This window comes from Scytonema hankhaensis NUACC26 (genome assembly GCF_045865695.1).
In the GTDB taxonomy this organism is placed as follows: domain Bacteria; phylum Cyanobacteriota; class Cyanobacteriia; order Cyanobacteriales; family Nostocaceae; genus Scytonema.
The window spans coordinates 64,637-76,671 of record NZ_BAACAP010000201.1 but is presented as its reverse complement, the minus strand read 5'-3'; the positions used below and the strand labels follow the sequence as shown (position 1 = coordinate 76,671).

Genomic DNA, 12,035 nt, shown 5'->3' with positions numbered 1-12,035 from the left:
GTGAAAATCGTTAGTGGTGTACCAGAAGCAATTCCTGTAGTTGGTACCCTCATAGCTGACCTTCTGCGCGGTGGTTCAAGCGTTGGTCAAGCTACATTGACCCGTTATTACAGCGCACACACTTTTGTGTTGCCCTGGTTGATTGCCGTCTTCATGTTGTTACACTTCTTGATGATTCGCAAGCAAGGAATTTCAGGTCCGTTGTAATCTTGACAGTCCTTGGTCATTGGTCATTTGTCCTTGGTCATTAGATCGGGACAAACAACAAATGACAACGGACAAAGGACAAATGACCAATTTACATTACTTAAGTTAGGAGAGCACATTAAAAAATGGCTACACAGAAAAAACCAGATCTCAGCGATCCAAAGTTAAGAGCCAAACTAGCACTGGGCATGGGTCACAATTACTACGGCGAACCTGCTTGGCCTAATGACTTACTTTACGTGTTCCCAGTTGTTATTATGGGAGCGTTTGCTGCTATAGTGGCATTGTCTGTACTTGACCCGGCAATGGTTGGAGAACCAGCTAATCCCTTCGCTACTCCATTGGAAATTTTGCCAGAGTGGTATTTGTATCCTGTGTTCCAAATTCTCCGTTCAGTTCCTAACAAACTCTTAGGGGTGTTGTTGATGGCTTCCGTACCCTTGGGGCTAATTCTCGTTCCTTTCATTGAGAACGTCAATAAGTTCCAAAATCCTTTCCGCCGCCCAGTCGCAACAACAGTGTTCTTGATTGGCACTTTGGTGACTCTATGGTTGGGAATTGGTGCGACTTTCCCAATTGACAAGTCCTTCACTTTCGGACTGTTCTAAATTAGTCGCTGCATAGCACATCAATCAGACGCCTGTAAATTTTTCAACCAAGTGCAAAATCTGTACTTTTGAGAAAAATTAACAGGCGTCAACTGTAAGAATTTTAGGTGTATCATAAGATTTCTATTTTTGATTGCAAAACGTAATTACAAAATCACAAATCTGGGATATATAAGAGGTACACACATTTTTAACTCATTTACATTTAAGTCAAGGTCAATGCTTAGCATAGTGCAGCAAGACCATCTGACGGTGAAGAGCGAACTCAAGCTTCTTAACCAAGTGCAGCAGTGGTTTGAGCAATTTTGCCTGCAAAACCTGCCATCACGGGGTTGGTCGGAAAGCCAACTGTACCGCCTAAACTTGGCACTAGCAGAAGGCTTTACTAATGCCGTTCGTCACGCTCATCATTCCTTACCGCCGGAAACAACTATAGAGATAGATGTTTCTCTATGGGTCGATCGCTTGGAAATTAGAATTTGGGATCGGGGGAATCCTTTTAATCCAGATGCGATCGCAGAACCAGAACCAGGAACTCTTCAAGTAGGGGGATATGGATGGTTTCTTCTCAGGCGATTGGCAGATAAAGTTATCTACGAACGGGGTACAGACGGAAGAAATTGCTTGCTCATCGTCAAGTACGGTCTACAAGGGCAACAACAAGGAAAGTAAAATCTGATGAGTCTACTAATGGCGACTGGCGATTGGGGACTGGCGACTGGTGATTGGGGACTGGCGACTGGTGATTGGGGACTGGCGACTGGCGATTGGGGACTGGCGATCGGGGACAAGAGAACAAAGGCGATAACTCGTACTCAATGACAAATGACAAATAACCAATGACAAATGACCAATCCCCAATCCCCAATCCCCAATCCCCAATCCCCAATGCCAAAAACCAATCACGTCTTCGTGTTTATAGAGATTTTTGAACGAGAGGGCGGCATTCAATCTTATGTGAAAGATATTTTTAGAGCATATCAGGAGTTTGGCGAACCCTATTATGCGGAAGTTTTTTTGCTGAGAGATCGTCCTAGCATCTCAAATCCTTTTGAATCGGAAAGGTTAAAATTTCACTACTTTAAATCTCTATCGCCGCAACTCGAACGCCTGAAAATTTCAATTGCGTTACTCTTTTGTCTATTACAATCGCGTCCCCAACACGTCTTTTGCGGTCATATTAATCTTGCACCTCTAGTGGGTATGTTGTGCAATCCTCTCAAAATTCCCTACACGGTCATGACTCATGGGAAAGAAGTTTGGCAACCTTTACCGCCTTCAATGAAATCTAGCCTGCAAAAAGCTGCTCGTATTTGGACAGTCAGCCGCTATACACGCAAAGTTACTTGTGCTGCTAATGACTTAGACCTCAGTAAAGTTAACATTATGCCTTGTGCAGTGAACGGCGATCGCTTTACTCCTGATGCGAAATCACCTGCATTAATACAGCGCTATGGTTTGGAGGGGGCAAAAGTACTTATGACTGTTGCGAGGCTATGGTCGGGAGATATATATAAAGGTGTAGATATTACTATTCAAGCATTACCACATATAGCTCGTGTTTTTCCAGAAGTCAAGTATTTGGTCATTGGTCGTGGCGATGACCAGCCAAGATTAGCACAATTAGCTAAAGATATGGGGGTGAGCGATCGCGTTATCTTCGCTGGATTTGTGCCTACAGAAGAATTGATAGAACACTATCGCCTTGCTGATGCCTATGTTATGCCTTCTCAAGAGGGTTTTGGTATTGTCTATTTAGAAGCAATGGCTTGTGGCATACCTGTACTATCGGGGGATGATGATGGTTCGGCTGACCCATTGCAAGATGGTAAACTGGGATGGCGAGTGCCGCACCGAGATCCAAATGCGGTAGCAGCAGCTTGTATAGAAATACTGAAAGGAGAAGACCAACGTTGTAATGGTCAATGGCTTAGAGAACAGGTACTGACTCTATTTGATATCAATGCTTTCCAAACAAGGTTAAAAGAGCAGTTACAACAGTGAGCAGTGACCAGCGATCAGTGACCAGTGAGCAGTGAGCAGTGAGCAGTGAGCAGTGAGCAGTGAGCAATAACTAATGACTAATGACTTATTGAACTCACTGAGAAACTCGCTATTCTAGAGGAAGAGCAAGACGTTTTTTAAAATGAGCCTTAAAACTTTTCAGGTAAATCTGTCTAATCTCCGCCCTTGGCTAACTTTGCTAGTCTTTATGTGGTTGCTTGGCTCCTTGGGCTTGGGCTGGTTAGTAAATTCTTTACTAATTATTGTTGGGCTACTATTGGTGGCTCCTATTATTGCATTTTTGGGGTTTCGTCTGTGGTTGCAACGTAATTTAGTAAGCGATCGCTGTCCAGTTTGTCAATATGAATTTACAGGTTTAAATAAAACTCAGCTACAGTGTCCTAACTGTGGAGAACAGTTATTGATTCAAAACAGTCATTTTCAACGCTTTACTCCAGATGGCACTATTGATGTTACAGCAACAGCAGTGGAAGTGCAAAGTCAAGTGCTGGAAGAATAGTGCGATATTATAAGTTAAACAAATCAATCATTTCTGCTCGGCTTGATAAACATACTATTGTCCCGAAAGACAATGGCAGTTTTCTGTAGAGTGTTAACTATAAACTTTAAAACCCTCTTTGTCGTGTTCTAATGACAAAGAGGGTTTTATAATTAAAACTTATGCAGAATTACGTTTTACAAACGGACAACCTTCTGTCGCTCTTCTCTTACGAAATGTTGTGGGCCAAAGTTGTTTTGCTACATCATTAGGTTCCCAATGGGCGATCGCGTTTACAATCTTACCATCTTCGTTAAATACAAACTCCTCAGTACCTTCAAACGTAACTTTAATACCATTGTAAGAAACTGTATCAAACTGCCAGTCGATTTGTGCTTTGTTTTGGTGAATGCGCGGATTCCAAAAGCGAGTGTTAATCGATGCAAACGTGTCAAACATAGCATTAATAAAAACTCGTAGCTTTGCCTGTCCAAAATATGGCTTGCTACCCAAACAGTCACAAAACTGACCAATTTTATCGTCGTAAAGTGCCACCCAAGCTTCTCCATTGCGGACATGAATATACTCGAAATATTCTGCAATTCGAGCCAGGATGAAGTCCGAGTCTTCAATACCAGAGATTGGGAGTAAGCTATAGGGATTATAGCCAGCAGCAATTTCTTTCTCCATGATTAGGCGTCCGCTTTGCTGACCATAACGAAAATTAGTAATCATCAAAAGGTCGTGATTAGCTTGGTCAATCTCAGGAAAAATAGGTTGAGCCGCACGTTCTACCATGGAGTTAATTTTGTAGCCTAGCGAACCGTAACTATTTGAGCCAGCGACGCTAAGTACCAATAGGTAGTGTCGGAACAAAAAGTCCTGTATGTGCTTTGAGAAACGGGAGAGAGAACGTACCAGCGCATACTGACTTGAGTAGAGACTAGGATTATCAAGTACGTGAACTAGATCGACATCTGCTTCACGCAAGGCTTTATTTAGTTGTTCAAAAATAGCTCTGCCTTGTGAAGGAAGTTGCCGAACGGATTTAGATTGTGCGCCTGATGCTTCACGTAGCAAGACACGAAGATAATGGAAGTCAGCAAGAGTCATCATATCCAACAGTTGACTCTGATCGATCGCTACATTTATGCACTCTGAGGCATACTCTGTATAGGTAGCCGCTTTATCCCAAAAGTGTTCCCCTGCAAAATTGCCAGCCTCTCGTAAGTAAAAATGGGCTATGTAAATCCAACATTCTATACTTTGATGTACTGTCGAGAAGGTATGGTCTTCTTGATTTTGTACTTGAGCTTCTCGAATATTAGCCAGCAATTGCGGTCGGACTAATGCGTTGTAGTCCAAAGTACATTCTTGGTGTAATGATTTGGGTTGCAACCCGAATTGCTTGCGGACAGCATTCAGTTGGGGTTCGATTCCAATTGCAAAAGGTAGTGTTTTGAAGCTGTCATAAAATTGGTCTGTTAGACGTTGTACTCTCTTTGGTTCGAGACGCTCTAGGACTGCAAACCCTGATAAACAGATGTTTTTGGATTTGGATAACAACTCTATAGGAGGTGCATCTACTGTGGATAATAGTTTCTCTCCCACTAGCATCTGGCGTACTAAATTGTCAGACAATCGCTGGATGCGTCTTTCTTGGAACCCAGACGAGCGCGAATCATTGAGTACATCATCTGTAATTCTTAGAGTGAGTTCAATGGCTTGAAAGAAGCAGGTAAATACAGGCTGGTGTTTCCATGTTGTGGGAATAGTCCAAAGCTTATTTAGATTGTCAAAGAGGATATATAGTTCATAAGGATTTGGTTGAACTTTAAGTGTGGTAAACATTGGGTGATGATGCTTGTTGAGTGATGGCAAACTTGTTCTAGAACACTGATTCGCTAATCTCAAAAACCAAATCTCTGTTACTGAAAAGATTAATTTCTTGTTGGCTGTAAAGATATCCCATGATATGTCTCTACTCACATCTTGCACCACTGTCTTATTGAGAAAATAATAAGCTAAAAAGCTTATTGTTTCGTAGGGTGGGCACTGCCCACCGTCCCTTCCCAATCGAAGGTGCAAGATGTCAGTCTACAAAAACAATGTTTTCTGGCTCTAACTTAAAATACTTAAACAGATCTTCTAAAATATAAATATGTATTTTAGAATACTTGTTTAAGAGTCAAAGTCTTTGCTAAAAATCTAGTGGTTTTGAATTCTGTTAATGAAATTTATCATTTCTATAGAAAATAGAAACTGGGGTTTTGAGAGAACTAAATTAGTGCTATAGAGAAACTTTACTATAAAATCTTTATTAGTAGAATAACAATCTTAAAAAAAAGTTAAAAAGATGAATGCAAAAACTAATGAGATCTATCCTAGATCGATTAATCACATCGGTGTCACCGTATCCGATCTTGACAAAGCAATTGAGTGGTATCAAGAAGTTTTGGGCTATCGCTTAATCTTTGGACCTATTGAGATAGCTCCCGACGAACATTCTCAACAATTAGCTAGAGACATTCTTGGGATGAGGTTTCGTCGAGGACGCTTTGCTCATCTTGCTACCGGGAATCAAGTTGGGCTTGAATTATTTCAATTTGACGATCCAGAAGCAGGGGTGCGTGAGAACAGCATGGAATTTTGGAAAAATGGTTACTTTCATCTAGCTGTTACAGACCCTGATGTTGCGGGTTTAGTAGAACGGATAACAGCAAATAATGGTAAGCAACGTACAAAAATTTGGGAAATTTTGCCAGGAAAGGGACGTTACTTAGCTTTTTGTGAAGATCCGTGGGGTAACAGTATCGAAATTTACTCTCACAGTTATGAAATGACCTGGAGCTGTATTTAAAATTTAGCAGCATTTTTATTTCTGTACGGAAGAGGTTCCTTTTAGGGCTGTAAACTACAAGTGTAAATGTGAGTTGGTATTCATAAAAGTATAAAAGCGAGCGAATTTTGGGAATCCTGTATTTAGGCAACACTTTAAAGTCTATCAAGAGGGTTACAAAATGCTCGCACCCCAGTTCATTCCAGGCTATGATTTAACTGAAATTATTCATGAGGGAAGTCATACTGTTATCTATCGGGGTTTATCTTTAAAAAATCAGCAGCGAGTTATTCTCAAGATTCTTAAAGCCGATGACCCGTCTTTGGAAGCGACTGCCCGCCTCTTACACGAGTACAAAACTGTTGCTCATTTAGACTTGCCTGGAGTTGTCAAAGTTTTAAAACAAGAAACTTATAAAAATCGCTTGGCAATCGTATTTGAAGATTTTGACGGACAATCACTCAAGCAACTGTTAAATACAACACAATTAGATTTAGTTACATTTCTAAATGTTTCGATACAACTAGCACAAGCGCTAGCAAGCTTGCATTCACATCATATTATTCATAAAGATGTGAAACCTGCAAATATCATCATTAACCCTACAACTGGAATTGTCAAGTTGACTGATTTTAGTATTGCTAGTCAACTCGATTGCGAAACGCCTCAAGCGACCAATACTAGCCAACTTGAAGGCACTTTAGCTTATATGTCTCCAGAACAAACTGGAAGAATGAATCGCGCTATTGACTATCGAACTGATTTTTATTCTTTAGGTGTAAGTTTATACGAAATGATTGTAGGTGAATTACCTTTTAAAAGTAATGACCCCTTGGAATTAGTTTACTGTCATATTGCAAAACTTCCTCCCGCTATTGAACAACTTAAGCCACAGATACCATCAGCCATCATTGCGATCGTTATGAAACTGATGGCAAAAAATGCTGAGGACAGATATCAAAGCGCTTTGGGACTAAAAGCTGACTTGGAATTTATTAATACACATCTTCATAATATTGAAGCACTTTCCAACTTCAAACCGGGTAAATGCGATCGCTCTCCCGAACTACTCATTCCTCAAAAACTTTACGGGCGGGAAGAGGAAGTTTTAAGCCTACTAGCAGCATTTAATCGTGTAGCAGGCGATACAGAGGAAGAAAATCAATTCATAATTCATCGTGTGACATCTAAAGCTGAAATGATGCTAGTATCAGGTTACTCTGGTATTGGCAAATCATCTCTTGTCAATGAAGTACAAAAACCGATAGTACGACAAAGAGGGCATTTCATCTCAGGTAAATTTGACCAGTTTAAGCGTAATATTCCCTATGCCGCAATTATTCAAGCTTTTCAATGTCTAATACAATTCTTATTAGTAGAAGATCCTGTATCACTTCAAAAATGGAGAGAAAAACTGCAAGCAGCTTTGGGTGAGAACGGACAAATAATTGTCGAGCTTATTCCAGAAGTAGAGATAATTATTGGAAAGCAACCAAAAGTCAAACAGCTAGGATTAACTGAATCACAAAATCGTTTTCATCTAGTTTTTCAAAAATTTATTTATGTTTTTACTCAAAAAGAGTATCCGTTAGTTATCTTTTTAGATGATTTACAGTGGGCAGATGTTGCTTCACTCAAATTAATGCAATTGTTGATAACCGACCCAGACAGTCAATATTTACTGCTAGTTGGTGCATATCGAGATAATGAAGTTAGCCCCTACCATCCTTTGATGCAAACAATTGAAGAAATACAAAAGGTAGGAGGGATAATTAATCATATAGCTGTCAAACCTTTAGACATAGTTAGTGTCAATCAACTGCTAAGCGATACTCTCAACCAACCAGAAAACCCTCAACTACAAGAACTTGCATCCTTACTATTTAACAAAACCACTGGTAATCCATTTTTTCTTACTCAAATGTTGAAGACACTACAACAAGAAATGTTAATAGTGTTTGATTTTAGTCAAAACAAATGGCAGTGGAATCTAGAAAAAATTCAAGCAGTGGGAATTACTGATTTAGGTGTTGTAGAACTTATGGCTCGCAACATGAGTCAGTTACCCAAAGCCACACAAGATTTGTTAACTTACGCTGCTTGTATTGGTGCTCGCTTTAAACTAGATGTATTGGCGATCGTAACTCAAAAATCTATTAATGAAGTAGCAGAGATCTTGTGGATAGCACTACAGCAGGGCTTCATTTTACCATTAAGCAAAGATTATAAAGTTGCTTTACTCTTTCAAGAAAGCGAACTCGAGCAATTTGGCTTTGATGAGTCGCGATTAGAGTATCGCTTCCTACACGATCGAGTACAACAAGCAGCTTATTCCTTGATTTCTGATGACCAAAAGCAAGTCACTCATGGCAAAATTGGTCAATTGCTACTATCTAACATCCCACAAGAGCAATTACACGAAAATATTTTTGATATTGTTAATCAACTAAATGCTGGAATCACTAATTGCAAAGAACAAGTAGAACTGAATAAGTTAGTGCAATTGAACTTAATGGCTGGACGTAAGGCAAAAGCTTCTGCGGCATATGAACCGGCAGTAAAATACTTACGAACAGCTATGGAATTACTGACAGCAGATAGCTGGTACAAGCAACAGGACTTGACACTATCCTTATATAGGGAACGCGCTGAAGTTGAATTTATCAATGGTGATTTTGAAGAAGCAGAAACTTTAATTCATACAGCTCTAACTCAAACACAATCAAGTATTCAAAAATCAGAATTATACAATCTCCTTACTTTACAATATACTTTACAGTCTAAATATGATGCAGCAGTGGAAGCTGCAAGAGCAGGGCTTAATTTACTAGGTATTACTTTGCCTGAAGAGAATCTGTCAGCAGTCGTAAAATGTGAAATTGTAGAAGTTGAAGAAAATTTAGGCAGTCGGGAAATTGCATTCATAGTTCATCAACCACAAATATTGATAGAAGAAAAAAAAGTAGCCATAAAACTGCTTATTGCTGTGGAAGCAGCTACTATTATTAAATCAAATATTGATTTATTTATCATTGTTTGTTTAAAAGCAGTCAATCTTTCTTTAAAATACGGTAATATTCCTGAATCAGTAAAAGCATACTGTAATTACGGTATGATTCTTGGCTGTTTCTTTAAAAACTATAGCTCTGGTTATGAATTTGGTTTATACGGATTAGAGCTAGCAGCAAAAATGAAGGATAAAGCTCAAATCTGTAAAGCAAGTTTCACGCTAGGAGGTTTCATATACTGCTGGTCAAAACATATTCAAGGAGCAGCCAATATTAATCATGAAGGTCATCAAGCAGGTTTAGAATCGGGAGAACTTTTATTTGCAGGATATAACCTCTTCAGTAAAATTTGTAATTTATTTTTTCAAGGGTTGGATCTCAAATCAATTATTTTAGAAATCTCAGTATGTTTGTATTCAACAAAACAAATGAAACATATTTTTGGAACAGAGACAATATTAGCAGTTAAATTAGCAATACTCGATTTGCTTGATAATGAGTTAGAGCAAAAAGATATCCAAAGTTTAGAAGCTGAATTTTTAGCACAATGCCAACAGAACAAAAATTTATTTGCTTTGGGTGTTTATTATATTTGTAAGTCTCAATCCTTCTTTTTAAAGAATCAGTTTGAAAAGGCTCTTGATTATGTGAGACTGTCTGATAAATCGCTTCAATCTATGGTTGGTTTTACAACATCATCTGAGTATTATTTTTATTTTTCGCTCATTTTAGCTAATTTATTCTCCACAGTTAATGGCGAGGAAAAAGTAAAATATCTGGAGCAAATACAGAAAAATCAGCAGCAAATGAAAATTTGGTCGGATAACTGTCCGGAAAATTTTCTACATAGGTATCTTTTGGTAGAAGCAGAAACAGCAAGAATTACCGGAAAAGATTTAGAAGCAATTGATTTATACGATCGCGCCATTGAATCAGCTAGAGAACAAGAGTTTATTCAGATTAAAGCCTTGGCACTAGAATTAGCAGCAAAGTTTTGGTTAAGTAAAGGTAAACAAGAGATTTTTAAACTTTACATAACAAAAGCTTACCAATGTTATGCGAGATGGGGGGCTATAGCTAAAGTTAAACAATTAGAAGCCCAATATTCCTATTTCAGTGTTAAAACTTCAATATCAATCTCTAAAGATAGTACTATTACTACAACTTCTACTAGTATTAATGCTTCTCTAACTTTTGATATGTTAACAGTAGTTAAAGCCTCTCAAGCATTGTCTGGAGAAATTGTTTTAGAGTGTTTGCTCAAAAAACTTATGCATTTAGTTCGAGAAAATGCAGGTGCTCAAAAAGTCTTCTTTTTAAATAAGAAAAATAATCAACTATTTTTGGAGGGTTTTTTAAGCGAAGACAGTGAGGCGATCGTTTGCCAATCAAAGAGTATAAATGCTTGTAACATATTACCAAAGAACCTAATTACCTACGTTCAACGCACCCATGCACCCTTGGTTTTAGATAATGCTAGCCAAAATCAACAATTTAATTCCGATCCATATATAACTACATATCAACCAAAATCTATTCTTGTTTTACCGATTTTGTATCAAAGTAATATTGTAGGAATTTTATATTTAGAAAATAATCTCACCAAAGGTGCTTTTACTCAAGATAGAGTAGAAGTTTTACATATCTTAGCTGCACAAGCTGCAATTTCTATAGAAAATGCAAACTTTTATAGCACTTTGGAAATAAGAGTCGCTCAAAGAACTCAGGAATTACAAAATACACTAGAAGAACTTCGGCAAACACAACTACAAATGATACAAAATGAAAAAATGTCCAGTTTAGGGCAATTAGTTGCTGGAATTGCTCATGAAATTAATAATCCTATTAACTTTATTTATGGAAATTTAACACATATTTCAGACTATACTCAATCTTTACTTACATTATTAGATATTTATTTAGAAAATCCTTCAACATCTTTAGCAGCAATTCTTGAAAAAGCAGAGGAGATAGATTTAGAGTATATTCGAGCAGATTTGCCTAAACTTTTAACTTCATTGCGAACAGGTGCATCTCGTATCCGCGATATTGTTCAATCATTGCGAAATTTCTCTCGTTTGGATGAAGCAGCTATTAAAGCTGTAGATCTTCACCAAGGAATTGACAATACCTTAATGATTCTTAGTTCCAAACTTGAAAATATTAAAGTCATTAAGGAGTATGCTAAGTTACCCCTAGTGCAATGCTATGCAGCAGAACTTAACCAGGTGTTTATGCATTTACTGACTAATGCAATTGATGCTATTGAAGAGTCATTTGTCCGCAATGGTAACTCATTAAGAAAGGAGAAAGGACAAATTATAATTCGTACAGAATTGAGACAAGAGAATCAAGTTGTTATTTCTATAATAGATAATGGTGTAGGTATGACAGCAGATGTGCAAAATAAAATGTACGATCCATTCTTTACAACAAAACCAGTAGGTAAGGGAAATGGCTTGGGTTTATCTATCAGTTATCAAATTGTTGTGGAAAAGCACGGCGGTCATTTAATTTGTCAATCTCTCCTAGGAGAAGGTACAGAACTTACTATCTTACTACCATGTAGGTAACATAAGAGTAAGTACTATTTTGTATCAAATTATCTTACTAATTACGTAATTTCTATAGCCTTTATTAGAGGGGGAGAGCGAAACCGCAAGAAGGCACTTCAGGAAACTTGTTTGTACACTGTAGCCTTACGAACTTGTCAATGGTAATTTCTGTAAGTTAGATTGACTTTTATAGATGCCTTTTGAACTTTTAAGTATTTACGAACTATATTCATAATTATTTTACTTAGAAAGATTATAAATAGCTTTATGGAAAGAATATTTTGACTTGAAGTCTAAATGATAAAACAATATTAT

8 protein-coding genes and 1 pseudogene are annotated in these 12,035 nt (G+C 37.9%); 8 read left to right on the top strand and 1 reads right to left on the bottom strand.

Annotated features, from left to right (window positions below; translation table 11 throughout):
* The 6 genes and pseudogenes from petB to ACKTT2_RS23390 all read left to right on the top strand — a co-directional run.
* Positions 1-207 (top strand): annotated as a pseudogene (gene petB, locus ACKTT2_RS23415) (cytochrome b6); the annotation flags it as partial.
* A gap of 125 nt (positions 208-332) precedes the next feature.
* Complete coding sequence (gene petD, locus ACKTT2_RS23410) at positions 333-815, top strand: cytochrome b6-f complex subunit IV (RefSeq protein ID WP_407890967.1); 483 nt, start codon at positions 333-335, stop codon at positions 813-815.
* A gap of 219 nt (positions 816-1,034) precedes the next feature.
* On the top strand, positions 1,035-1,487 hold the full coding sequence (locus ACKTT2_RS23405; RefSeq protein ID WP_407890965.1) for an ATP-binding protein: 453 nt from the start codon (positions 1,035-1,037) through the stop codon (positions 1,485-1,487).
* A 6-nt stretch (positions 1,488-1,493) separates the two neighbouring features.
* Positions 1,494-1,637 (top strand): hypothetical protein, encoded by a 144-nt coding sequence (locus ACKTT2_RS23400; protein ID WP_407890963.1) that lies wholly within the window; start codon positions 1,494-1,496, stop codon positions 1,635-1,637.
* Between the two features lie 24 nt (positions 1,638-1,661).
* Entirely contained in the window at positions 1,662-2,819 is a 1,158-nt protein-coding gene (locus tag ACKTT2_RS23395; RefSeq protein ID WP_407890961.1) for a glycosyltransferase, read from the top strand.
* Positions 2,820-2,961: 142 nt separating this feature from the next.
* Positions 2,962-3,339 carry a hypothetical protein gene (locus ACKTT2_RS23390; protein ID WP_407890959.1) on the top strand — a complete coding sequence of 126 codons (378 nt, stop codon included), beginning with the start codon at positions 2,962-2,964 and terminating at the stop codon, positions 3,337-3,339.
* 159 nt (positions 3,340-3,498) lie between these two features.
* On the opposite strand, the gene ACKTT2_RS23385 is transcribed toward ACKTT2_RS23390, so the two are convergent.
* A complete protein-coding gene (locus tag ACKTT2_RS23385; RefSeq protein ID WP_407890957.1) occupies positions 3,499-5,307 on the bottom strand; it encodes a nuclear transport factor 2 family protein in 1,809 nt (602 codons plus the stop codon).
* A 367-nt stretch (positions 5,308-5,674) separates the two neighbouring features.
* Here ACKTT2_RS23385 and ACKTT2_RS23380 point away from each other — a divergent pair, with 367 nt between their 5' ends.
* Positions 5,675-6,178 carry a VOC family protein gene (locus ACKTT2_RS23380; RefSeq protein WP_407890955.1) on the top strand — a complete coding sequence of 168 codons (504 nt, stop codon included), beginning with the start codon at positions 5,675-5,677 and terminating at the stop codon, positions 6,176-6,178.
* Positions 6,179-6,338: 160 nt separating this feature from the next.
* Positions 6,339-11,738, top strand: a complete 5,400-nt coding sequence (locus tag ACKTT2_RS23375; protein WP_407890953.1) for a trifunctional serine/threonine-protein kinase/ATP-binding protein/sensor histidine kinase — start codon at positions 6,339-6,341, stop codon at positions 11,736-11,738.
* Positions 11,739-12,035: the final 297 nt, after the last annotated feature.